The following is a 22436-nucleotide window of genomic DNA, read 5'->3' on the forward strand; positions in this document are numbered from 1 at the left end:
CCCCTCTTCCTTTCTCGGGGCGCGGCCGCGGGGGGGGCCCGGGGTAGCCGTCCCGGGCCCCGCCCCTCGGGGTCCTCACTCCTCGTCGCTGGCGATCTCGATGCAGGCCAGGTCGATCTGGTCGGCGAGCTGGCGGACCAGCTCGGCGAGGGTGCCGGTGGTCGCCGGGTCGAGGCCGCTGTCGGCCTGCTCGGCCCACTCCTCCCACTCCTCGGGCAGTGCCCGTAGCAGTTCCACCACCTGGAGGGCCGGAATGGCCAGGCCACCCGACAGCCCGCAGATCACCGGAACACTGAGCCGTCCCACGGCGTCCACCTCCTCCTGCGCCCACCTGCCGCTCGACGTCCTGAGCTCATCCGGGCGTCTGCCCGGAGCCGTCCGGCGGAAACGGCGGCGCGGTGCGGTCGGGGCGGGGGGCGGGATCGGGGCGGGGGCGGCGGGTGCGGTGGCTGGTGTCGCACAGCGGGTAGTGGCGGCTGCGGCGGCAGGTGCAGACCGCGACGACCGGGCGCTCGCAGGTCAGCACCGTACCGTCCGGCAGCAGTAGCTCCACCGGGCCGTCGATCAGCAGCGGACCGCGCTCGGTCAGCCGGACCCGGGGCGGGGGCGGCCCGGCGGTGCGCCCCGGCTCAGTCGCGGACACCGCGCACCACCACCAACTCCTCGGTGCGGACGCCCGGTTCGATCAGTCCGGTGCGCTCGAACCAGCCCGCCCGGGCGGTCATCACCGGCCCGAACCCCTGCAGCCGCCGGGCGGCCACCGTCGTCCGCAGCCCGGCCGCGCGCAGCTGCCGCACGGTGGCGGCGGGGTCGGCCAGCGAGGACTGCACGAGCAGCAGCACCCCGCCCGGCGCGAGCAGCGGCGGCACCCGGCGGCAGAGCGGGTCCAGCAGCAGCCGCCCGTCCGGCCCGGCGTCCCAGGCCCGGGCGGGGCCGGACCGGGGCGGCGGCCCGGGACACGGGGAGGGCACGTACGGGGGGTTGCTCAGCACCAGGTCGTACCGGCTGCCGGTGGCGGGTGCGGTGAGGTCGCCGCGCCGCACCCGCAGCGGCAGGTGGTGCAGGTGGGCGTTCAGCCAGGCGGTGGCCAGCGCCGACCGCGACAGGTCGACGGCGGTCACCCGGCAGCCGCGCCGGGCGGCGGCCAGGGCGAGCGCGCCGGAGCCGGTCCCGAGGTCCAGGCAGCGCGCGCCGGGACGCACCGGCTCCCGGTCGAGCGCGTCGAGCAGCAGGGCGGTGTCCCCCTGGGCGGGGTACACACCGGGCGGTCGTAGCAGCAGCATGGGCCCGCGTATGCCCGCCGGGCGGCGGGCGACACGTCGGGCGACACGTCGGGCGGGTCGGGGCGGCGGGTCGGGGCGGTGGGTCGGTGGCGCGTCGATGGCCGGCGCCGCTGTCGGTGGTCGGCGAGGTGGCGGGTGCGGCGCCGGGCGGGGGTGGTGGACTCGGCCGGGGTGGGGGCGGGTCAGTGGGGTCGGGCGGTGCGGTGGGTGAGGTCGTCGACGACGGCGGAGAGGTGGCCGTGGCGGGCGAGGGCGGCGCGTTGGCGGTCGGCGCCGCTGCCGGTGGCCAGCAGGTGGGCGGTGAGGTGGCGGGCGAGGCCGAGTTCGTGGGTGCGGCGCAGGGCGGGGGTGGTGAACTCGACCAGGGCGGGGAGGAGTTGGCGGGCAGGCTGGGGGCGGCCGGTGAGCGGGTCGGGCAGTCGGGAGTCCAGAGCGGCGGCTGCGGCGCGGTGGTGGGCCAGGCGCAGCTGGCCGTCCGGCAGGGGCAGTGGGCGGGCCGGGGTGCGGGGGTCGAGCAGGGTGTGGGCGAGGGCGCGCAGCAGGACGGCCAGCAGCAGGACGGTGTCCAGGTCGGCGCTGCTGTCGGCGATCCGCACCTCCAGGGTGGGCAGGTGCTCGGACGGCCGGGCGTACCAGTACAGCATCCGGCGGTCGAGGATCACCCCGTCCGCGAGCAGCCGGTCCAGCGCGGTGCGGTAGCCGGGTTCGTCCAGCACCGGGGCCGGGCCGAAGGTGGGCCAACGGGCGTACCGGTCGGGCCGGTTGGAGGCGGTGCCGTGGTCGGTTCCCTCGCAGAACGGGGAGTTGGCGCAGAACGCCTGGAACAGCGGCAGCCAGCCGCGCATCCGGGCGCTGAGGGAGAGGGCCTGACGGTGCGTCAGATCTCCCACGTGGACGTGGCAGCCGCAGAGTTCGGCGCCGACCTGGTCGGCGACACCGTCGATCCGGTCGGCCAGCCGCAGGTAGCGGGACTTCGGGGTGACCGGCAGCGGGTGCCGACTGGGCAGCACGGGGGTGCCGGTGGCGGCCAGCCGACAGCCGGCCCGGTCCGCAGCGGCGACCAACACGGCCCTGGTGTCGGCGAGTTCGGCACGGAGCTCGGCGGCGGTGCCGACCGGCCGGGTGCAGCCCTCCACCTGGGTGGCCAGGAACTCGTGCTGGGCGCGCGGTCCGAGCGTCCGGGCGGCGTCCGCGACCACCGCCCCGGCGGTCGGCACGGTGACCCGGCTGCGCGGGTCGGTCAGCAGGAACTCCTCCTCGACGCCGAAGCGGAGCAGCGGCGGCGGGTGGCGGCCGCCCGGTGCGGCGTTCACGCCGGGTGTCCCGGGTCGAGTCCGCTGACGTCCCGCAGGGTCAGCACGGCGGGCGGCGGTGGTTCGGCGGTGCCGCCGGTCAGCGGGGCGAGCAGGAACCCGGTGTGGTCGCCGCCCCCGACCCGCTCGACCACCCGCCCGGCGAACCAGGCCGCCGCGTCCGCGAGCACCGGCACCCCGGCCGGGCCCGGACGCCACGCGGCCCGGGCGAACTTGTCGACCTCGTCGCCGGTGCTCCCGCCGAACAGCCGGGCCAGCGCCGCCCCGGCGTCGTCCGGCGGCAGCAGGTGGACGGCCAGGACCTCCGCGCGGGACGCCACCCGGTGGGTGCGGTTGGCGTGCGAGAGCCAGACGGCGAACCGCTCCGGGTGGATCGAGCACTGCGAGCCGAAGCCGACCAGGCAGCCGGCCCGCTCCTCCCCGGCCGCGGCGGTGACCACGTACACGGGCGGGTCGAGCAGGCCCAGGAACGCCCCCGTGCCGTCCGCCGCGTTCATCGCGGGACCCCTTCCGGCGGAAGCGGCGGACGACCGGCCGGTCCGTGGAGCCGGTCGGGCCGATTGGGCCGATTGGGCTGGTCGGGCCGGTCGGATTGGTCGGGCCGGTCGGGAGCGGCGGGTTCTGCGGGCAGGGGGGCGCGCAGCGAGCAGGTGTCGGAGCGCCAGGCGGTCAGCAGGTGGTCGGCGAACCGGTCCTCGGCCAGCGAGTAGGCCAGGGCGCCGAAGGCGATCTCCGCCGCGGGGCAGTCCGCGGGGTCCGCCAGCAGGGGTTCGATCACGGTGTGCCGCACCAGCTGCTCGTGGACGGCGTCGGCGAGGACGTGCTCCCGGTAGAAGAGCGTCCCGCGCGGTGAGCCGCCGAGCCGTTCGAACGCGGCGGCGAGCCGGGCCGCGCCGGGCGGGGAAGTGATCTCCAGGGCGGCGAACTGCCCGACCAGCGCGGCCCGCAGCGAGCGGTGCAGGCCGAACAGCGACATCGTGTTGACCACGGCCAGGGCGGGCGCGGGCACCGCGTCCAGGTAGCGGCCGTACGCCGGGTCGAGGCCGAAGTCGGCCATCATCGCGGCGAACAGTTCGGCGTGCGCCCGCTCCGGCCGGCCCGCGCCGTACTCGTCGTACTGCAGCGCGACGAGTGCCGCCTTCGCCGGGTGCGGCAGCCGGGGCACCGCCCACATCTGCGGGTCGGCCTCCTTCAGGTGGTACGTCGAGCGGTGCGCCAGGTACTCGCGGGCCTGCTGCCGGGTGCCCGCCGTCAGCAGGTGGTGTGAGGGCCCGTCGCCGTCCGGTGGTTCGGCCAGCAGATCGGCCAACACGGCCTCCAGCGGCGGCGGTTCGCCCACCTCCCGGCGCAGCGCGGCCAGGAACGCCCGCTCCAGCCGCCCGCGCAGGGCGAGCAGCGGCGGCGACCACTCCCAGGCGTCGTCGACGTCCGCGAAGCCCCGGTAGTGCAGCTCGTAGCAGACGTACAGGGCGAGTTGGGCGTCCTCGCCCCAGGGATCGGCCGGGGCGTCGAGCGGCGGGGGAGACAGGTGGGTCGGGGGCGGCCGGTGCAGCGCGGTGAGGACGGCGGCCGAGAACGGGCCGCGGGCCGCGGGCAGTCGCGGCGCACCGGTGTTCGTGCGGGTGGCGGTCGACACGGTTCCCACCTCGTTTCGTTCCTCGGGGGTCGGTCGTTCAGGCCGGACGGAGTTCCAGTACGCAGCACTTGGGGCCGCCGCCGGCCTTCAGCAGCTCCGGGAGCGAGACCGGCACCGGTACGAACCCGGCCGCCCGCAACTGACCGGCCAGGCCCCGGGCGGCGGCCGGCAGCACCACGTGGCGGCCGTCGCTGATCGCGTTCAGGCCGAACGCGGCGGCGTCCGGCGGGTCGGCCAGGATCGCGTCCGGGTAGAGGCGGTGCAGCAGCCGGCGGGCGGCCGGGGCGAACGCGTCCGGGTAGTACATCACCCGGGTGTCGTCCAGCACGGCCAGCGCGGTGTCCAGGTGGTAGTAGCGCGGATCGGTCAACTCCAGCGAGACCACCGGCAGTCCGAGCACCCGCTGGGCCTCCCGGTGGGCGGCGGTGGTGGTGCGGAAGCCACTGGCCGCCAGGATCCGCCGCCCGACCACCAGCAGGTCGCCCTCGCCCTCGTTCACCTCGGCGGCGGTGCGGACCTGCCGGAACCGGGCGGCCGCGAACCAGCGCCGGTGCGCCGCCGACTCGCCCGCGCGCTGCCGGTGGCGGAAGTTCGCGACCAGCACCCGGCCGGCCACCACCGTCGCCCCGTTCGCGGTGAACACCATGTCGGGCAGGCCCGGCTCCGGCGCCAGCAGGTCGACCCGGTGGCCGAGCGAGCGCAGCACCGCCGCGAGGTCCCGCCACTGCCGCAACGCGACCGCCCGGTCCACCGGCCGGTCCGGGTCCATCCACGGATTGATCGCGTACTCCACCGCGAAGTGCTCCGGCGGGCACAGCAGGTACCGCCGTCGGCGGGCCGGGAGCCCGGGGCGGGCCGGGAGCCCGGTGCGGGCCGGGACGGCGGGGGCGGTGAGCGGGTCCATGCGCCGCGTCTGTCCGCCGCCGCCCGCAGCGAAACGGCGTCCCGGCGGGAACGGGACGGTGCTGGCGGGGACGGGACGGGGACAGGAGCGGGACGGCACGGGTGGGGGACGGGTTGGCGGGGGACGGGACGGCGGGGGCGGGATGGTCGGAGCGGGGGAACGGCGGGGGAGCGACGGCGGTGGCGAAACGGCGGTGGCGAAACGGAGGGGGCGGGGTGGGGCGCCGCGGGGTGGGTGGGGGCGGGGGTGGAACGGCTCGGGGCGGGCAGACGGTACGGCCGGAGGTGGTGGTGCGGTGAAACCGGGAGTCGAGCGTCGAACGGTCGGGGGCGGGCGGAGGGGCCGTCCGGTGCGGGGGTCGCGCGGGCCGGTGGTGCGGGGGGTGCGGCCGGGCGCGGGGCCGGGGCGGGCCGGGAGGAGGGGGAGCGGGTTGGAGCGGGCGGCGGCGCGGGCGTGGCGGTTGCTGGTGCTGGCGGCGGCCGGGTACGCGGGCTACCTGCTGGTGGGGAAACTGCTGCTGCCGGTGGTGGCGGTGTTCGTCGCCCTGGTGATCACGGCCGTGCTGCGGCCGCCGGTCGACCTGCTGTCCCGCCGGATGCCGCGCGCGCTGGCCGTGCTGCTCACGCTGCTGGGCGGGCTGGCGCTGATCGCCGGGCTGGGGCTGCTGGTCGCGATGGTGGTCCGGGCGCAGGCGGGGCAGCTCGGCGGGCAGGTGCGCGACGGCGTCGACCGGCTGGAGCACTGGTTGGAGGGGCCGCCGCTGCACGCCAGGACGGGGACGCTGTCCGACCTGCGGCAGCGCCTGGGCGACCTGCTCAGCACCCACCGGCAGGCGGTGCTGTCCACCGCCGTGACCAGCGCCGGATGGGTGGTCGAGGCGGCGGCCGCGCTCGCGCTCGCGGTGTTCTGCGCCGTGTTCCTGACCCACTCCGGGGAGCGGATGTGGCGCTGGGCGACCGACCTGATGCCGGCCCGGAACGCGGCCGTCTGGCAGCGGGCCGGGCACGCCGCGTGGCGCACCTTCGCCGGGTACACCCGGGGCCTGTTCCTGGTGGCGGGCACCAACGCCGTCCTGGTCGGCGTGGTGCTGGCGGTCCTCGGCGTCCCGCTGGCCGTGCCCCTCGCCGGGCTGGAGTTCCTGGCGGCGCTGATCCCGCTGGTCGGTTCGCCGATCGCGCTGGCCGTCGCCTCCCTGGTCGCCCTCGCCACCCGGGGCCCGGTCACCGCCCTGCTGGTGCTGGCGCTGATCGTGCTGATCGGCCAGCTGGAGGGGCACGTGCTGCACCCGCTGGTGATGGGCTGGGCCGTCCGGCTGCACCCCGTCGCGGTCGCCCTGGCGGTGGCCGTCGGCGGCACCCTCGGCGGGATCGTCGGCGCGGCCGTCGCGGTGCCGGTGCTGTCGGTGGGCTGGGCGGTCTTCCGCGAGCTGCACGAGGGGGACGGACGGGACGAGGCCGGGGCGCGCGGCGCGGGGCGGGGCGGCGGCCCGTGAGGCGGTGCGACCCGTGGGGGCGCCCGGCCGGTCGGTCCTCCGGGCCGTGAGGGCGGGGGCGCCCGGCCGGTCAGTCCCGGGGAGTGCCCCACGGGCCGGTCGCGGTCGGGCAGCCCGTCCTCACGGTAGGCGCGGGCCCCGACAGCCGGGGGCGCCGGGGGAGGGGCGGACGACGCGGGCTGTCGAGGCGGCCAGGGCGGTCAGGGTCGCCAGGGTCGCCACCAGCCCGAGCCGGGCGAGTCGGGCTGGTGGCGCCACGGCCGCTGCCAGGGTCAGCAGGACGGCGAGCAGGGCCCGGCAGGGCGGGCCGAGGACGGCTCGGAACTGGTGGTGGCGCATGGTGCGCAGGCGGAGGTCGAGTTCGACGTCCACCCGGAGTTCGGCCTCCAGGGCCGCCAGCAGTTGGCGTTCCCGGGGGGAGAGCGTCGCGCCGCCGTCCACCGTCCTCACCACCAGTCGTCAGGAGCTCAGCCGTCGGCCGTTCCGGGCACCGGGCCGGTCTCCGCGACCGCGCCCGGGACGGCGACCGCGGCCGGGCCCAGGAGGGCGCACAGGGTGCTCAAGGCGGTCCAGGACACCGTGCGGGCCCGGTAGGCCAGGCGACGGGCGAGCGGGCCGACCCGGCGGGGCCGGTCGGTCGGGACGTTCATCGTCCACCGGTCCGGGGTCGCGCCAGCACGCTGGTATCGAGGTCGTCCAGCAGGGCGCCGACCGAGGGGTGCACCTCGACGGCGCCCGCGCCGCGCAGCTCGGCGGCGGCGAAACCGCCGCTCTCCACGCCCACGCACGGCGTCCCGGCCCGGCCCGCCGCCTCGACGTCCCACACGCTGTCGCCGACGAACACCGACCGCTCCGCCGGGGCGGCCGCCTGCTTCAGAGCTGCCCGCACCAGGTCCGGGGCGGGCTTCGAGGCGTCCACCGCGTCCGCGTCGGTCACCGCGTACAGGGCGTCGTCGGCGTCCAGCACCCGGCGCAGCACGTCCAGTTCGCGTCCGGAGGCGGAGGTGGACAGCACCACCCGCCAGCCCCGTCCGGCGCACTCGCGCAGCAGGTCGCCCGCGCCGGGGAAGGCGCGCAGGCCCGGCCAGTGCTGGGCGTAGAGCGCGAGGTGCGCGGCGTCGACCGCGTCGTCCTCGGAGCGGTCCCGGTCGTCCCCGAGCAGGTGGTCGAGGAGTTGCTCGCTGCCCATGCCGATGGCCCGGTGGATCCGGGCGGCGTCCACCTCGTGCCCGTACTGCGCCAACGCCTGCCACCAGGCCAGGGTGTGCAGGTAGACGGTGTCCACCAGGGTGCCGTCCACGTCGAACAGTGCGGCCGCGACGTCCGCTGCCATGCCGTCGCCTCCTCCCGACCGGGGCTCTACGGCCCGGACTTCTTCCGCTGCGTGCCCCCGTCTACCCCGGTCGGTGTGCTCCACACCCCCGTTTTCCGCCGGGCCCGGACGGACAGACGCCCGGGAGGAAGGGGACGGTGCGGATGACCGAGCAGCACCTGGGTCGGCACGAGACCCCGAACGAACGCGCGGACCGGCGCTGGACCGAGCTCCTCCAGGAGGTCCGGGTGGCCCAGACCGGTGCGCAGATACTGTTCGGCTTCCTGCTGAGCGTCGTCTTCATGCCGCGCTTCACCACCCTCAGCGGCTTCGAACGCGGCCTGTACGTGGTCACCGTCGTCCTCGGCGCGCTCGCCACCGGCGCCCTGATCGCCCCCGTCGCCTACCACCGGCTGCTCGCCGGCCGCCGCCTCAAGCCCCAACTCGTCGACGCCACCGCCCGGGTGGTCACCCTCGGCGTCGTCCTACTCGCGCTCACCGTCGGCTCCGCACTGTTGTTGCTGCTGCACCTGGCCACCGGCGGCAGCCCGCTGGCCTGGGTGGTCGTCGCCGCCGTGATGGGCTGGTTCGCGCTGTGGTGGCTGGTGCTGCCCTGGCTGCTGCTGCACCGCAGCGGGAACGGGAACGGGAACGGGAACGGGAACGGGAGCGGGAGCGGCAACGGCAACGGCAATGGGAGCGGAAGCGGCGACGGGGGCGGAAGCGGCGGGGACGGGGGCGGGAGCGGGGCGCGGAACTGAGGGGGCCGGTTTTCGTTCCGGCCCCGGTGGTCAGACGCCCGCCATGGCACCCACCGAACCCCGTACCGTCGTCGTCACCGGAGCCTCGGCCGGCGTCGGCCGCGCCGTGGCCCGCGCCTTCGCCGCCCGCGGCGACCGCCTCGCCCTGCTCGCCCGCGGCCGGGCCGGGCTGGACGCCGCCGTCGAGGAGGCCCGCGACATGGGGGCCCGCGCGATGGCCGTCCCCGTCGACCTGGCCGACCCGGACGCCGTCGAACGCGCCGCCGAGACCGTCGAACGCGCCCTCGGCCCGATCGACGTCTGGGTCAACGCGGCCCTGGCCTCCGTCTTCGCCCCGTTCACCGAGATCACGCCCGCCGACTTCCGCCGCGTCACCGAGGTCAGCTACCTCGGCTACGTGTACGCCACCCGGGCCGCGCTGCGCCGGATGCTGCCGCGCGACCGGGGCTGCGTGGTCCAGGTCGGCTCGGCGATCGCCTACCGGGGCATCCCGCTGCAGAGCGCGTACAGCGGCGCCAAGCACGCGCTGCAGGGCTGGAACGAGGCGGTGCGCTGCGAACTGCTGCACCGGGGCACGGCGGTGCGCACCACGATGGTGCAGCTGCCCGCCGTCAACACGCCGCAGTTCGACTGGGTGCGCTCCCGGCTGCCCCGGACGGGCCGCCCGGTCGCGCCGGTCTACCAGCCCGAGCCGATCGCCCGCGCGATCCTGTACGCCGCCGACCACCCGGGCCGCCGCGAGTACCGGGTCGGCGCCTCCACCGTCCTCACCGTGCTGGCCAACGGGCTCGCCCCCGGCCTGCTGGACCGCTACCTCGCCCGCACCGGCTACGACGCCCAGCAGACCGACGCCCCGCGCCCGCCCGACCAGCCCGACAACCTGTGGGCCCCGCTCGACGACCACCGCGACCACGGCGCCCACGGCCGCTTCGACGACGAGGCGAAGCCCCGCAGCCTCCAAGCCTGGGCCGACCGCCACCGCGTCCCGCTCGCCGCGGCCGGCAGCGCCGTCCTGCTGCTGGCGGCGGGCGCGGCCCGGCGCGGGCGGGCGGGGCGGGAGTGAGCGGGGCCAGGGCGAGCGGCCAGGGCGACCGGGTGCCGACCGGGTCGTCGCCGGGCGGGGGCGGCGCGGCCGCCGGTGCGGCGGGGAGCCGTCGACGGACGGCGAATTCCCCGGTGCCGGGCGCCCGGGTGGGCGCGGGGCAGCGGGGAATTCGGGCTCCGGGCGCGGACGGTCCTCTCCGGCGGAAGTCCGCCGGGTCGGCCGGCCGCCGCCTGCTCCGTCCTGACGGTGCCTCTCCTCCTGTCCTCGAACCGCCGGGCTGGCGGCTCAGTGCGTGAAGCGGTGGCGCGGCCGGCCGGTCGGGCGCTGGGCGGCGGTGGAACCGCCGGTGGTGCGAGTGGTGTCGGTGGTGGTGGTGTCGGTGCCGGGGAGGCCGGTCCGGTCGTCGGTGCGGTCCAGGACCACCGGGGCGTCCGCGGTGGCGGCCGCCCGGTGGCGGCGGTGCCAGCGCAGGCCGCCGACCGTCAGGGCGATCCCGGCGCAGAAGAGCAGGGCGAGGGCCAGGCCGGCCAGGAAGGCGCCGAGGGTGCTCATGGTGGCGATCTGGTGGCCGAGCACGTCGACGCCGGTCTCCGGGCCGCCGCCGAGGTTGTCGGCGATCAGCAGGCCCGCGAACGCGCCGGACGCGGCGAACAGCAGGATTCCGAGCAGCAGCATGGTTCAGGTCCTTTCGCTTGCTCCGTTGCTCCTGGTCGGCGGGCGTCTGCCCAGCCCCGTCGGACCGAATCAGCCCGGGTCAGACGTCCGCCAGGTAGGGGGCGGCGCGCCCCTCGGCGAGGGTCAGGCCGTGGCCGGGGGCGCCGTCCGCGCCGGGGGTGACGGTGCCGCCGGCCGGGTCGAGGGTGCCGTCGAACAGCAGCGACTCGACCCGGACGTGGTCGTGGAACCACTCCAGGTGCCGGACGGCGGCGCCCCGGGCGGCGGCCGCGTGGGCGTGCGCGTGCGGCGAGCAGTGCGCGGAGAGCGGGACGCCGGACGCCTCGGCGACGGCCGCCGCCCGCAGGAAGCCGGTCGGGCCGCCGCAGCGGGTGGCGTCGGCCTGCAGGCAGTCCACGGCGGGGGCGAGCCGGGCGAAGTAGCGGCTGTCGTCGCCGTACTCGCCGGCCGCCACGTCGGGGGCGACGGCGGCGCGGACGGCCGCCAGCCCCGCCGGGTCGTCGGAGGACACCGGCTCCTCGAACCAGCTCACCCCGTCGTCGGCGAACGCCGAGGCCAGCCGGATCGCCCGCTTCGGGGTGAACGCGCCGTTGGCGTCCACGTACAGCGCCGTGTCCGGGCCGATCGCGGTGCGGGCGGCGGCGATCCGCTCCAGGTCGCGTTCGGGGCGGGTCCCCCAGGACTCGCCGATCTTGATCTTGACGCGCGGGATGCCCTGCTCCTCGACCCAGCCGCGCAACTGCCGCTCCAGCACCCGGTCCGGGTACGTGGTGAAGCCGCCGCTGCCGTACACCTCGACCGGCCGGGGCCGCCCGCCCAGCAGCCCCACCAGCGGGACGTCCAGCAGCCGCGCCGCCAGGTCCCACAGCGCCAGGTCGACGGCGGACAGCGCGTACGTGCCCAGGCCCGGGCGGCCCGCGTTGCGCAGCGCCCGGCGCATCGCCTCGTACGCGCCGGAGGTGTCGAGCGCCTCCCGGCCGAGCACCACCGGGCCGAGCTGCTCGCGCACCAGGGCGGCGGTGGCGGGCGGGCCGTACGTCCAGCCCAGGCCGGTGGCCGGGCCGCTGCCCGCCTCGACCAGCACCAGGGTGGTGGAGTTCCAGGCGAGGGTGCCGTCGGCCTCGGGGCGGTCGGTCGGGACGGTGTACACCCGGGCCGTCAGCCATTCGATCGGACGGTCGGTCCACATGACGCTCACCTCACGGCTCTCGGTTCGGGGTGCGCAGGCCCTGCCGGGCCCCGGCGGCGAGCACGCCCGCCGCCCGGTCGACCAGGGCCATGATGGTCAGCGCCGGGTTGGCGGCGCCCTGGGTCGGCAGCACGCTGCCGTCGGTGATCAGCAGGTTCGGCACCGCGAAGGAGCGCAGGTCCCGGTCGACCACGCCGTCCTCGGGCCGGGCGGCCATCCGGCAGCCGCCGACCAGGTGCGCGTACCGGTCGATGGCGATCACCTCGCTGGCGCCCGCCGCGGTCAGGATCGCCTCCATGGTGCCGCGCGCGGCCGCGATCACCTGCTTGTCGTTGTCGCACTGCGAGTAGGAGAAGTGCGCGACCGGCAGCCCGTGCCGGTCCTCCTCCTCAGCCAGCGTGACCCGGTTGTCGGCCTGCGGGAGCAGCTCGGCCAGCCCGCCGAGCGTCGCCCAGTGCACGTAGTCGGACAGGTAGTGGCGCAGCTTCCCGCCCCAGTGGCCCTGGGCGACCACGTGCTCGGCCCAGGTGATCGGCATCGGCGAGACGGTCTGGATGCTGAAGCCGCGCCGGTACGGCTTGGCCGGGTCGGTCTCGTAGAACGCCTCCGTCGACACCCCCGGCGGCGGCGCCTTGTAAGCCCGCACCTCCTGCTCGAAGCGGCCGGAGACCTGTGGCGCGCCCTGCACCATCACGTACCGGCCGACCTGGTCGAAGTCGTTGCACAGGCCGTCCGGGAAGCGCGCGTTCGCCGAGTTGAGCAGCAGCCGGGGCGTCTCGATCGCGTACCCGGCGACCGCCACCGTCCGGGCCCGCTGCAGGTGCTCGCGGCCGCCGCGCAGGTAGCGCACGCCGCGCGCCAGGCCGTCCGGGCCGAGCTCGACCGCGCAGGCCATCGCGTCGGCGCGGACCTCCACGCCGTGCGCCAGCGCGTCCGGCAGGTGGGTGATCAGCGGCGACGCCTTGGCGTTGACCTTGCAGCCCTGCAGGCAGAACCCCCGGTACACGCAGTGCGGGCGGCGCCCGAACCGGCCGTTGCTGATCGCCACCGGCCCGACCCGGGCCTCCAGGCCGAGCGCCGCCGCCCCGCGCAGGAACACCTCGCCGTTGCCGCCCACCGGGTGCGGCGCGTGCGGGTAGGCGTGCGGCTCGCCCCACGGCCAGTACTGGCCCGCCACCGGCAGCTCCGCCTCCAGCCGCTGGTACGAGCCGCGCAGGTCGCCGTAGGCCAGCGGCCAGTCGGCGCCCACCCCGTCCCGGCGGTGCGTCTCGAAGTCGGACGGGTGGAAGCGCGGCGCGTACCCGGCGAAGTGCACCATCGAACCGCCCACCCCGCGCCCGGAGTTGTTCGACCCCATCGGCACCGGGTCGGCGCCGGACAGCACCCGCGGCTCGGTCCAGTACAGGTGGTGCGAGCCGTACTCGTCGCTCACCCAGTCGCGCAGCGGGTCCCAGAACGGGCCCGCCTCCAGCACCACCACCGACCAGCCGGCCCGGGCCATCCGCTGCGCCAGCACGGTGCCGCCCGCGCCGCAGCCGACGATCACCAGGTCGACCTCGTCCTCGTCCCGGTGGCGGCGCATCCGCTCCACCAGCCGCCGGTCGAAGCCCAGGCCGTCCCGGGGCAGCAGCCAGGCGGAGGCGTTGCGCCGCCGCACCGCGCGCTGCCGCCGGGTGGTCTGCCGCAGGGTGGCCAGCGCGGCCTTCGCCTCGCCGTGCCGGCCGGGGTCGGTGACGGCGGGCAGCGGCGGCGGGTCGGGCCGCTCGGCGGCCGGCTGCCGCTCGGGGTGGGCGTCGGCGACCTCCCAGCGCTCGCGCCGCCCGACGCCCAGCCGGGCGTACCCGGACGGGAAGGCCGGGCCGCCGAAGCCGATCTCGCTCCAGGCCGTCGGGTGGGAGTAGTACGCGGTGCAGGCGTAGCGCGTCCACAGGCTCCACACGTGCTTCGCGGGCCAGCCGTGCCAGCGCACCGCCCGGCGCACCTTCTCCACCAGGCCGTCCTGCTCACGCCCGGTCAGCTCGGCGAAGCTGCGGCGGCCCGGCAGCGCCCGGGCGTCCTCGTCCAGCGCCCGCATCGTCTCCGGCCAGGCCCGGTCGTCCGGCGGCAGGTCCGCGTAGTGCCAGCCGTCGGTCTCCCGCTCGGCCAGCCGGGCGTCGATCATCTGCAGCAGGTCGACCGGCGGGTCGTCCAGCAGCCGGTTCAGCAGGGCCCGGGCGGTGGCCTCCTCGGTGGGCGTGAACAGCCGCAGCGGCGGGCACGGCCCCGCGACCCGGGAGGTCACCAGGGCGGCGGTCACCTCGTCCCACTGCGGGCGGCGGGCCAGCGAGTCGTAGCCGGGGAAGCGGCCCTCGTACGGCCGCTCGCCGTGCGCCGGCCGCTCGCCGCCGGGCGGCCGTTCGCCGTGTGCCGGCCGCTCCCCGTCCGTCGGCTGCTCCCGCGCGCTCACGACCGGCCCTCGCGCCGCAGCACCGCCGCGACCAGGCCCATCCCGCCGACCATGCCCAGCAGCAGCGGGGCGAACACCGGCGGGCCGGTCTCCAGGTTGAACCGGGCCATCCGCCAGCCGCCCGGCTTCTCGGCGACCCCGCGCACGTGCAGCCAGAACCCCTGCAGCCCGTTGGCGGCGATCGCCGCCGACACCACCGGCAGCACCGTCCGGGCCGCCCGGGCGTCCGCCGCGCCCGCCAGGCCCGCCGCCGCGCCCAGCGGGCCCAGCACCACCGGCCACCACATCATCCGGTTCCCGAACCCGGCCCGGTCGTGCTCCAGGTAGATCTCGGCGGCCGCCACCACCGAGCCCGCACCGGTGGCCAGCGCCAGCGAGCGCTGGAACCGGCCCTCGCGCAGCGCCGCCAGCGGCCCGGTCACGACCTGCTCCGGTGCGGCAGCAACTCGGCCAGCTTGGCCCGCAGGCCGCGCTTGACCACGGCCACCCGGTCGCTGTCGCCGCGCAGCACCGACTCGGCGGCGTCCTTGATCTGCGACCAGTCGGCGTGCGGCGGGATCGGCGGCACCGCCGGGTCGGTGCGCACGTCCAGCACGCACGGCCGGTCCGCGCCCAACGCCCACTCCCAGGCCGCCCGCACCTTGCCCGGGTCCTCGACCCGCAGGCCGCGCAGGCCCACCGACTCGGCGAAGTCCGCGTACCGGACGTCCGGCAGCTGCTGCGAGGGCAGGAAGCTCGGCGCGCCCTGCATCGCCCGCATCTCCCAGGTCACCTGGTTCAGGTCGTGGTTGTTCAGCACGCACACCACCAGCCGCGGGTCGCTCCAGCGCTCCCGGTAGCGGGCGACGGTGACCAGCTCGGCCAGCCCGTTCATCTGCATCGCGCCGTCGCCGACCAGCGCCACCACCGGCCGGTCCGGGTGGGCGAACTTCGCGCCGATCGCGTACGGCACGCCCGGGCCCATGGTGGCCAGCGTGCCCGACAGCGAGCCGCGCATGGTGCCGCGCATCCGCAGGTGCCGGGCGTACCAGTTGGCCGCCGAGCCGGAGTCCGCCGTCAGGATCGCGTTCTCGGGCAGCAGCGCGTCCAGCGCGTGCACCAGGTACTCCGGGTTGACCGGGTCGGCGGGCACCTTCGCCCGCTCCTCCATCACGTCCCACCAGCGCGCGGTGTTCTTCTCCACCTGCTTGCGCCAGCTCCGGTCCTTCTTGCGGTGCAGCATCGGCAGCAGCCGGTCCAGCGTCGCCGCCGCGTCACCGACCAGGTTGACCTCGTACGGGTAGCGCAGCCCCACCATGAACGGATCGGCGTCGATCTGCACCGCCCGCGCCTGGTCGAACTCCGGCAGGAACTGGGTGTACGGGAAGCTGGAACCCACCGTCAGCAGGGTGTCGCAGTCCCGCATCAGCTCGTACGAGGGGCGGGTGCCCAGCAGCCCGATCGACCCGGTCACGTACGGCAGGGTGTCCGGCAGCACGTCCTTGCCGAGCAGCGCCTTCGCCACCCCCGCGCCCAGCAGCTCGGCCACCTGCTCGACCTGCCGGCGCGCCCCGCGGGCGCCCTGGCCGACCAGCATCGCCACCTTGCCGCCCGCGTTCAGCACCTCGGCGGCCCGGGCCAGTTCGCCGTCGTCCGGGACGGGGTGCGACTTCGGCATCCCCAGGCTGGACGGCACCATCTTGAACGCGTGCCCCGGCGCCTGCTCGGGCAGCTCCTGCACGTCCGCCGGGATGATCACGGCGGTCACCGTGCGGTACGTCGCGGCGGTGCGGAACGCCCGGTCCAGCACGTTCGGCAACTGCTCCGGGACGGTCACCATCTGGCAGTACGCCGAGGCGACGTCCTTGTACAGGCTCAGCAGGTCCACCTCCTGCTGGTACGAACCGCCCATCGCGCTCCGGTCGGTCTGCCCGACGATCGCCACCACCGGCACGTGGTCCAACTTGGCGTCGTACAGCCCGTTCAGCAGGTGGATCGCGCCCGGCCCGGAGGTCGCCGCGCACACACCGACCTTCCCCGAGAACTTGGCGAACCCCACCGCCTCGAACGCCGCCATCTCCTCGTGCCTGGCCTGCACGAACGCCGGTCGGTCGTCGGCCCGCCCCCACGCGGCCAACAGCCCGTTGATCCCGTCCCCCGGGTACCCGAACACCTGCTCCACGCCCCACTCCCGCAAGCGGGCGAGCACCTGATCCGCGACAGTCCTGGACACGGGAGTCCTCCTTCTTCGCGCACGACGACACCACTGCCCGGCGTCTGACCGCCCCGTCGGAACGGAAACCCCGGGAAGCGGTGCCCACGTGCGCCCGCCCCGCCCCCGGCCGGCGGGCGGCGGGGACGGGGCGGGCGCGGAGAGGCGAGAAGGACCGGAGGACCCGGGTCGGGGCTCAGCCCCAGTTGCCGGTGAGCGGCTGGACGCCGGAGGCGGTGCCGAGCTTGCGCGAGAAGACGTTCACCGCGTCGTCGTCACCGGCGTACAGCGTCTGGTCGCTCGGTCGGTAGACGCCGATGCCGTCGGTGCCGGACGCGTCCCAGTCGCCCTTGACCGGCAGGTCGCCCGGGTTGCCGTACTTGGCGCCGCGGTTCGGGACCGGCGCGGTGTTGGAGAAGCTCATGAAGAACTCCTGGGTGGACGGCCGGTAGACCGCCACCGTGCTGCGCCCGGTACCGCTCCAGTTGCCGACCAGCGGCACGTCGCCCGGGTTGCCGAACTTCGGCGAATAGGCGGGTGTCGCGTTGTCGTTGCTCAGGTAGAAGTGCTGGTCGCCGGGCCGGTACACGCCGATGGTGGTGCGTCCGGTGCCGTCCCAGTCGCCGACCAGCGGCACGTCGCCGGTGTTGCCGTAGGTGATGACGCGGGCGACGGTCGCGTTGTCGTCGCTGAGGAAGAACTGCCGGGTGGACGGCCGGTAGTAGCCGAGCGTGTCGGTGCCGGGGCCGGTCCAGTGGCCGGAGAGCAGCACGTCCCCGCTGGTCATGCCGAGGCCGCCGGCGCCGAGGTTCGCGGTGCCGAGCGGCTCGCCGCCCCGGCCGTACGCGGTGAACGCACCCGTGGCCGGGTCGTAGCCGGCGGGGCCGGACGGGCGGGCGGTGTCGGTGGCGTCGACGACCGCGCGGCCGATCGCCTGCTGGGCGGCGACGGTCTTCGGGCTGCCGGTGTACTGGGCCTGGCCGATCCAGCGGAAGTTCATCAGGTAGGTGATCCGCGGGTCGGCGGCCGCGATCGCCCGGTAGTTCAGGTTCCCGGCCGCGATCGTGGCGTCGGTGGAGCTCCCGCAGCCGTCCGCGACGGGCTGGCCGACGCCGGCCGGATTGGTCTCCGGGATCAGGAACAGGTGCTGGTCGGGCGAGGCGAGCTTGGCCTTCAGCTTGACCACGTTGGCCGCCGTCCGGGCCCGGCCGACGCAGTACTCGTCGTAGCCGACCAGTTCGACGCCGGCCGGGACCTTCTCGGCGCGGTTCAGCTCACTGGCCACCAGGGTGAGGCCGATGCCCTTCCCCGGGAACACCTGCTCGATCTGGCCGATCGCGGTGTTCTGGGCGGCCAGGTCCATCCGGTAGCCGGAGGGCTCGTCGACCATGTAGATCAGGCCGATCTTGCCCAGGTTGCCGTCGATCTTCTGCCGGAACGCGGCCAGTCGGGCCGGCGTGTCCGGGAGCGGGGAGCCCTGGCCCCACACGGAGTTGTCCCAGACCAGGTTGCCGGCGTCCAGCACGCAGGCCTGCGGCAGGCAGTAGTCGAGGAAGCCGGAGGCCGGGTCCTGCCGGATGAACTGGGTGAAGTTGGTCCACGGCTGGACCTCGGGCAGGTGGTTGACCGAGTTCGGGTTGTTGTCCGGGTCCCAGGTGTCGAAGTACCCGTAGTAGTCCAGGCCGCCGAGCATGGACACCCGCAGGTCGTCCACGGCGCTCACCTGGCCGGCCGCCGACTGGTGGGTGCCCAGCAGCAGGTAGCCGTCCCGGGGCAGGTCGGCCGGGCTGTCCACCGGGAACGCGGTGCCGTTGACGGTGACCGTCGCGGTCCGCGCCGGGCCGGGCCGGACCGCCACCGACACCTGGTACGTCTCGGCCGCCGGAACGCTCCGCTCGGCCGCCCACAGCGCCGTGCCGCCCTGGAACAGCTGCAGCCGCCCGTCGGCCCGCACCCGCAGGCCCAGCGCGACGTCCGCACCCTCCACCCAGCCGCTGGACGCGGACGAGCCGCTCAGCACCAGCGAGGCCCAGTCCGCGGACGACGAGCTGCCGACCACCGGGGTCAGCGCGGCGCGCACCGTGTACGTGCCCGAGTCGAGGTCCGCGGTGGCGGGCTTGTTCAGGCGCACCGCCGCGTTGCCGCCGGACGCCGCGCTGCCGCCGGACAGCGCCAGCCGGTTCGGCTGGTCGGCGCCGTTGACCCTCACGGCCCCCGCCGGCGGCGACACCGGCAGGCCCGGCGCGCCGCTCACCGGCGAGTAGTTCGCCGACACCAGGGTCGGCTGGCGGGCGCTCAGCTCGCCGTTCAGGCCGTTGTCGGCCGCGCCGCCCGGAACGCCGTCGAAGGTGTCGACGAACGGGTGCGGCCCGGAGGTCGCGGTGGTGTCCACCCGGCTGACCGTCAGGCCCCGGCCGGCGCCGTCGCCGAAGGTGGTCGGCGACGCGTCGGTCGGGTTGTACGCGCCCAGGTACAGGTAGGCGCTGCTCGGCCAGCGGGTCACGTCCGCCGGCGCCGCGGCCGAGAACGGGGTGCCGTTCACGGTCAGCCGCACCAGCCGGTCCGCGCCCGTCGACACGTCCACCGTGACGTCGAACGCGCCGCCCGGGCCCGGCGCCACGTGGCCGGACCAGAACGGCACCTCGCCGACCGACATGCCCCGGTGGAACAGCTGGAGGTCGCCGTTCGAACTGACCGTCAGACCGAGGTCGACGTCGTTCGCGGTGACGTAGCCGCTGCTGCGGTGGCTGCGCGCCAGCGAGACGGACGCCCAGTTGCCGCTCGCGGTGTCGCCGGTCATCGGGTCGACGACCGTGCTGACCGTGTAGTGGCCGCTCCCGTCGGCGATCACCGGGGCGTCCAGCATGATCGCGGAGAGCCCGGTCATGAACGACAGCTTGTTCGGCGCCGACGCCTGCCCGACCCGGACGTGGCCGGGCTCCGGGGCCGGAGTGCCGTCCCACCGGCCCGAGACCCGGGTGTACCCGATGTCGTGCGCGGTGCCGCCCTGCTGACGCGGGCCCAGGCCGACGTTCAGCCCGTACATCGGGCCCGCGGCCGAGGCGGACGGCAGGGTGAAGGAGTCGGAGAAGCTCCCCGAGGTGTTCAGGTCGGCCGGCACGGGGTACCCGGCCGGGACCGGGTCGGCCGCGGCGAGCGGTGAGGTGGCTGCGAGGGCGCCGGAGACCAGGCCCAGGGCGAGCACGCCCGTGGCGAGCCGGCGTCCGGCGGTTCGGTGAAGTGGCACGGTGGCGGAACGTCCTCCGGTAGGCCGCGGTGTGGCTGCGGGTGGTGGGGAGGACGGAGAAAGCACGCACGTTCGACCCGCCCCCCTGCGGAGCCAGCATCCTAGGGCACGCGCACGAACTTTCGGGAGGCGATGGGCGGTACGGCTGTGCGGCGGCTGTCCGCGCGGGGCCGGGGGCACCCGGACGGAGGCCCCCGGCGGGTGGCGGGTCCACCGGGGCCGGGCGGCAGCGGGCCATCCTCCTCCGCGCGCGGGGCGGCGGTGCTCAGAGCTCCTTGATCCGGGCCTTGAGCAGGCAGAACACGTTGCCCTCCGGGTCGGCCAGGACGTGCCAGGACTCCTCGCCGGTCTGCCCGACGTCGGCCGGGCGGGCACCGAGCGCGAGCAGGCGCTCCAACTCGGCGTCCTGGTCGCGGTCGGTGGCGCTGACGTCGATGTGCAGGCGGGGCAGACCCGGGTGCGGCTCGGCCTCGGCACTCAGGAACAGAGTGGGCTGGGCGCCGCCGAAGCCCTCGGGCGGGCCGATCTCGATGCTGCCGTCCGCCTCGCGGCCGAGTTCCACGAAGTCGAGCACCGCGCACCAGAAGCGGGCCAGCACTTCGGGTTCGCGGCAGCCCAGGACGAGTTCGCTGATCCGGCACGCCATCGGGGAACCTGCTTCCGGTGAGGGGACGACGACCTCTCCACCTACCCCGCACCGGGCCCCCGTACGCGCCGGGCGCGCGGGCCGTCCCCGGGTCCGGTCGGTGGGTCCGGTCGGTGGGTCCGGTCGGTGGGTCCGGTCGGTGGGTCCCGGTCGACCGGTGGGGGCTCAGCCGGCCGGGTGGGCGAGCAGGGCCAGCAGCTCGGACCAGCCCTGCTCCTGGGCGGCGGCGTCGCCCGGGCGGGTGCCGCCGAAGTCGGTCTCCTGGCCGGTCACCGGGTGGGTGGGGCGGGTGCCGGCCGCGAGGTAGGGGAAGGTGCCGACGCCGTGCCCGGCGTCCGGGAGGACCAGGGCCCGGTGCGGGTACGGGTCGTGGGCGGCGTCGAGCTCCTGGACGATCTGCCGGGCCCAGAGCGGCGAGGGCCACAGCCGGTCGTCGGCCCCGGCGACGGCCAGCACGGGGCCGCTGACCCGGTCGAGCGGTATCGGGCCCGAACCGACCGCCCTGCCGTCCTTGGTCCAGGCGGTGCTGAGGCGGTCCGGGAAACCGCTGTTGACCTGTGCGGACGGGGAGTAGACCACCGCGCCGTGGACCAGTTCGGGGTAGTCGTCGGCGAGCAGCAGGGCCGCCTCGCTGCCGCGCGAGTAGCCCAGCGCCAGCAGGTGGTCGGGGTCGGTGCCGGGCTGCGCGGCCAGCAGGCGCGCGGCGGTGGCGAAGTACTCCAGCGGGACGTCCTTCAGGGCGCTCGGCAGGCCCGGGCGGCCGAAGTAGCTCAGGGCCAGCGCCGGGTAGCCGTGCGAGGCGAGCAGGGCCGCGGCCGGTGCCAGGCCGTTGCCGCCCTCCGAGCCGCCGAAGAGCAGCACCGCCGGGTGGCGCGGGGTGCCCGGGGCCGGCAGGAAGAGGTCGCCGGCGACCCCGTCGGGCTCCGGGGTGAGCTTCCGGTCGGTCACGCCGTCCCCGAGCCACCGGCGGGTCAGCGTCCGGGAGGCGGCCGGGCGTCCGTCCGCCGTGGCGGTCAGCGTGACCCGGTAGCTCTGCCGCAGCATGCCCGGCGGGTAGAAGGAGGCGTGCTCCGGGTCGCCGTCGGCGGGTGCCATCGACCAGAACAGGCCCATCCCGTCCGCCACCCGGTAGCTGCCGGAGGACGGGACGGCGTCGTCCAGGGCCACCGTCCCGCGGGCGTCCGCCCGGAAGACGGCCCGCCCGCTCCACCGCTTCCCCTGCTGGTCCTCCGTCTGCGAGCCGACGGTGACCTCCTGGCCGGACCGCAGGCCGGTGACCCGGACGTGCACCGCCTGGTCGGTGAGCGAGGTCGCGGCGTCCACCTCGATCACGGCGGGCCCGTCCGGCGCCGTCGAGCACCCCGCCGTCCCCGCGCCGACCAGCGCCAGCGCCGCCGTGGCGCCCGCCCAGCGCCGGATCCGTTCTCCCATGCTCCCCGCCCTCCGCCCCCGTTCTTGCAAGTTTCAGCAAGAACATTCAATCGTCCGGCGGACAGTGTGCCAGCCCTTGTCGGCGGAGGTCGGCCCGGGGCGGCGCCGGCGGGCGCAGGTCGGAGCGGGCGGGGACGGGACGGGGCGTTGGCGGGGCGTCGGCGGGATGCGGGCGGGGGGTCAGCTGCGGATGACGGACAGCAGCCAGAACACCGGGAACAGGACGACGCCCAGGACGCACATCAGGAACAGGGACGCCAGCCAGGCGAACACGTACCCGTCGCCGCTCTCGGTGCTCCCCTTGCGGGCGGAGACCAGCAGCCACAGGGCGGGCATGCCCAGGGTGGCGGCCGTCCAGCCGGCGAAGGCGAGGTACTCCCCGGCGGTGACCGGCGAGGGCTGGTAGGCCCGGCCGCCGACCTCCCGGACGTCCAGCCGGCCGCCGACCCGCGAGTCGGCGGCGCCGCGCAGCGTCATCGGCCGGGACGGGGCCCCGACCGGGGACGAGGGCGTGTAGCGGCCCTCGCAACTGACGTCGGTGCTCTCCACCTCCTCGTAGCAGTGGGTGGCCACGTAGCTGCCGGTCGGCCCCAGCAGGCCGCTCATCGCGACCATCGGGCCGCCGAGCAGCAGCCAGGTCGCCACCGCCGTGCCCGCCAGCCACAGCGCGGCGAACCCGCCCGCCACCCGCCACGGCCAGGTCGGCCCCAGCCAACGGACCCACCCCATGCGACGCCCCCTGCCCCCGGGTCATTCCGCTGCAGGGCGCCCTACCCGCCGGAGCCGCTCCGGAACCCCCCACTCGATCAGCTCCGCGGTGAACTCCGCCGGAACCTCCTCGTGCGGGAAGTGCCCGACCCCCGGC

The 22436-nt window shown here is 76.1% G+C and carries 22 protein-coding genes; 3 read left to right on the forward strand and 19 right to left on the reverse strand.

All coding sequences use genetic code 11. The annotated features are described in order from the left end of the window. Window positions 1-75: 75 nt before the first annotated feature. The 7 genes from ACWEO5_RS31780 to ddaH form a co-directional block, all read right to left on the reverse strand. Window positions 76-306, reverse strand: a complete 231-nt coding sequence (locus tag ACWEO5_RS31780) for a DUF6213 family protein (protein WP_452165614.1) — start codon at window positions 304-306, stop codon at window positions 76-78. Between the two features lie 46 nt (window positions 307-352). Further along, the gene (locus ACWEO5_RS31785; RefSeq protein WP_452165615.1) at window positions 353-643 is read right to left on the reverse strand and encodes a CDGSH iron-sulfur domain-containing protein; all 291 of its coding nucleotides are present in this window, start codon (window positions 641-643) and stop codon (window positions 353-355) included. After that, the gene (locus tag ACWEO5_RS31790) at window positions 630-1283 is read right to left on the reverse strand and encodes a HemK2/MTQ2 family protein methyltransferase (protein ID WP_452165616.1); all 654 of its coding nucleotides are present in this window, start codon (window positions 1281-1283) and stop codon (window positions 630-632) included. Before ACWEO5_RS31790 ends, ACWEO5_RS31785 begins: the two co-directional genes overlap by 14 nt. 182 nt (window positions 1284-1465) lie before the next feature. Then, on the reverse strand, window positions 1466-2596 hold the full coding sequence (locus ACWEO5_RS31795; RefSeq protein ID WP_452165617.1) for a carboxylate-amine ligase: 1131 nt from the start codon (window positions 2594-2596) through the stop codon (window positions 1466-1468). Beyond that, on the reverse strand, window positions 2593-3093 hold the full coding sequence (locus ACWEO5_RS31800; protein WP_452165618.1) for a flavin reductase family protein: 501 nt from the start codon (window positions 3091-3093) through the stop codon (window positions 2593-2595). The genes ACWEO5_RS31795 and ACWEO5_RS31800 overlap by 4 nt, the downstream gene beginning before the upstream one ends. Continuing rightward, window positions 3090-4232, reverse strand: coding sequence for an iron-containing redox enzyme family protein (locus ACWEO5_RS31805; RefSeq protein ID WP_452165619.1), 1143 nt, complete (start codon window positions 4230-4232; stop codon window positions 3090-3092). The genes ACWEO5_RS31800 and ACWEO5_RS31805 overlap by 4 nt, the downstream gene beginning before the upstream one ends. Window positions 4233-4269: 37 nt before the next feature. Beyond that, the gene (ddaH, locus tag ACWEO5_RS31810; protein WP_452165620.1) at window positions 4270-5136 is read right to left on the reverse strand and encodes a dimethylargininase; all 867 of its coding nucleotides are present in this window, start codon (window positions 5134-5136) and stop codon (window positions 4270-4272) included. Between the two features lie 430 nt (window positions 5137-5566). Between ddaH and ACWEO5_RS31815 the strand changes: the two genes are divergently transcribed. Beyond that, entirely contained in the window at window positions 5567-6628 is a 1062-nt protein-coding gene (locus ACWEO5_RS31815; protein ID WP_452165621.1) for an AI-2E family transporter, read from the forward strand. Window positions 6629-6748: 120 nt separating this feature from the next. On the opposite strand, the gene ACWEO5_RS31820 is transcribed toward ACWEO5_RS31815, so the two are convergent. The 3 genes from ACWEO5_RS31820 to ACWEO5_RS31830 are packed head-to-tail and all read right to left on the reverse strand — an operon-like array spanning window position 6749 to window position 7961. After that, window positions 6749-7078 (reverse strand): hypothetical protein, encoded by a 330-nt coding sequence (locus ACWEO5_RS31820; protein ID WP_452165622.1) that lies wholly within the window; start codon window positions 7076-7078, stop codon window positions 6749-6751. 17 nt (window positions 7079-7095) lie between these two features. Beyond that, window positions 7096-7278 (reverse strand): hypothetical protein, encoded by a 183-nt coding sequence (locus ACWEO5_RS31825; protein ID WP_452165623.1) that lies wholly within the window; start codon window positions 7276-7278, stop codon window positions 7096-7098. Beyond that, window positions 7275-7961 (reverse strand): HAD family hydrolase, encoded by a 687-nt coding sequence (locus tag ACWEO5_RS31830; protein WP_452165624.1) that lies wholly within the window; start codon window positions 7959-7961, stop codon window positions 7275-7277. Before ACWEO5_RS31830 ends, ACWEO5_RS31825 begins: the two co-directional genes overlap by 4 nt. 143 nt (window positions 7962-8104) lie before the next feature. Here ACWEO5_RS31830 and ACWEO5_RS31835 point away from each other — a divergent pair, with 143 nt between their 5' ends. Both ACWEO5_RS31835 and ACWEO5_RS31840 read left to right on the forward strand, forming a co-directional pair. Beyond that, the gene (locus ACWEO5_RS31835; RefSeq protein ID WP_452165625.1) at window positions 8105-8701 is read left to right on the forward strand and encodes a DUF6328 family protein; all 597 of its coding nucleotides are present in this window, start codon (window positions 8105-8107) and stop codon (window positions 8699-8701) included. 43 nt (window positions 8702-8744) lie between these two features. Further along, the gene (locus ACWEO5_RS31840; RefSeq protein ID WP_452165626.1) at window positions 8745-9764 is read left to right on the forward strand and encodes an SDR family oxidoreductase; all 1020 of its coding nucleotides are present in this window, start codon (window positions 8745-8747) and stop codon (window positions 9762-9764) included. A gap of 267 nt (window positions 9765-10031) precedes the next feature. Here ACWEO5_RS31840 and ACWEO5_RS31845 read toward each other — a convergent pair whose 3' ends face one another. From ACWEO5_RS31845 to ACWEO5_RS31885, 9 genes are all read right to left on the reverse strand, one after another. Next, window positions 10032-10421: a hypothetical protein gene (locus ACWEO5_RS31845; protein WP_452165627.1), complete on the reverse strand. Its 390-nt coding sequence runs from the start codon at window positions 10419-10421 to the stop codon at window positions 10032-10034. Window positions 10422-10500: 79 nt separating this feature from the next. Next, entirely contained in the window at window positions 10501-11610 is a 1110-nt protein-coding gene (locus ACWEO5_RS31850) for an enolase C-terminal domain-like protein (protein ID WP_344555893.1), read from the reverse strand. A 10-nt stretch (window positions 11611-11620) separates the two neighbouring features. Next, on the reverse strand, window positions 11621-14056 hold the full coding sequence (locus tag ACWEO5_RS31855; RefSeq protein WP_452165628.1) for a GMC family oxidoreductase: 2436 nt from the start codon (window positions 14054-14056) through the stop codon (window positions 11621-11623). After that, the gene (locus ACWEO5_RS31860; protein WP_452165629.1) at window positions 14053-14478 is read right to left on the reverse strand and encodes a hypothetical protein; all 426 of its coding nucleotides are present in this window, start codon (window positions 14476-14478) and stop codon (window positions 14053-14055) included. The genes ACWEO5_RS31855 and ACWEO5_RS31860 overlap by 4 nt, the downstream gene beginning before the upstream one ends. Further along, window positions 14475-16268 carry a thiamine pyrophosphate-requiring protein gene (locus tag ACWEO5_RS31865; RefSeq protein WP_452165630.1) on the reverse strand — a complete coding sequence of 598 codons (1794 nt, stop codon included), beginning with the start codon at window positions 16266-16268 and terminating at the stop codon, window positions 14475-14477. Before ACWEO5_RS31865 ends, ACWEO5_RS31860 begins: the two co-directional genes overlap by 4 nt. Before the next feature lie 175 nt (window positions 16269-16443). Next, complete coding sequence (locus tag ACWEO5_RS31870; protein WP_452165631.1) at window positions 16444-19494, reverse strand: hypothetical protein; 3051 nt, start codon at window positions 19492-19494, stop codon at window positions 16444-16446. Between the two features lie 265 nt (window positions 19495-19759). Further along, window positions 19760-20140, reverse strand: coding sequence for a VOC family protein (locus tag ACWEO5_RS31875; RefSeq protein WP_452165632.1), 381 nt, complete (start codon window positions 20138-20140; stop codon window positions 19760-19762). Window positions 20141-20305: 165 nt separating this feature from the next. Then, window positions 20306-21571: an acyl-CoA thioesterase/bile acid-CoA:amino acid N-acyltransferase family protein gene (locus ACWEO5_RS31880; RefSeq protein ID WP_452165633.1), complete on the reverse strand. Its 1266-nt coding sequence runs from the start codon at window positions 21569-21571 to the stop codon at window positions 20306-20308. A 180-nt stretch (window positions 21572-21751) separates the two neighbouring features. Continuing rightward, on the reverse strand, window positions 21752-22300 hold the full coding sequence (locus tag ACWEO5_RS31885; protein ID WP_452165634.1) for a hypothetical protein: 549 nt from the start codon (window positions 22298-22300) through the stop codon (window positions 21752-21754). Between the last annotated feature and the right edge of the window lie 136 nt (window positions 22301-22436).

The organism is Kitasatospora sp. NPDC004272 (assembly GCF_053603035.1).